This window comes from Erysipelatoclostridium sp. MSK.7.34 (assembly GCF_019041935.1).
In the GTDB taxonomy this organism is placed as follows: domain Bacteria; phylum Bacillota_I; class Bacilli_A; order Erysipelotrichales; family Coprobacillaceae; genus Thomasclavelia; species Thomasclavelia ramosa.
Window position 1 is genome coordinate 1 of sequence record NZ_JAHPYJ010000070.1, and the last position, 783, is coordinate 783.

General features: G+C 31.0%; 1 pseudogene. It reads right to left on the reverse strand.

Features of this window, described 5'->3' with window-relative positions:
* Window positions 1–783 (reverse strand): annotated as a pseudogene (locus tag KTF99_RS16845) (IS256 family transposase); the annotation flags it as partial.

Consider the following 783-nt stretch of genomic DNA (forward strand, 5'->3'; position numbering starts at 1 on the left):
AATAAACTTTCATCTGTTGGGAATACTGTTCTTATTTTAGTAAACTTTCTAAATGCACTATTTAAACTTTCAATTGCATTCGTTGTGTACATGATTTTTCTTAGTTCTGGAACATAATTAAACATACTGCAAACTTCATTCCAGTTTTCTTCCCATGGCTTAAATGCATACGGATATTTATCTCCCCATTTACCCTTACACTTATCCAGTGCTTCTAATGCTTTATCACTTGTAGATTCTGTATATACTGTTCTTAGATCTTTACAGAATTCTTTTCTGTCTTTATAACTCAAGTATTTACATGAATTTCTAATTAGATGAACTATGCATCTTTGTTGTACTGTATTTGGGAATGCTGATTCAATTGCTTGTTTAATACCTGAAAGACCATCACTGCAAATAATCAATATATCCTTAACTCCTCTATTCTTTAAATCAGTTAGTACTGATAGCTGGAATTTAGCTGTTTCGTTTTCGCCGATCCAAATACCAAATATTTCCTTATATCCATTCTCATTAACTCCTAAAACAACATATGCAGCTTTTTTGGTAACCATATTATCTGTTTTAACATTAAAATGAACACAGTCAATAAAGCCTATTGGATATACATATCTAATGGCCTGTTTTGCCATTGTAAAGCTTTAGGGATAATTTTATCTGTTATTTTACTTATCATAGCTGCACTAACTTCTACACCGTAAATATCTTTAACAGTATCACTGATATCTCTTGTAGACATACCACGGGCATATAAGTTGATAATTTTGTTATCAACATCAC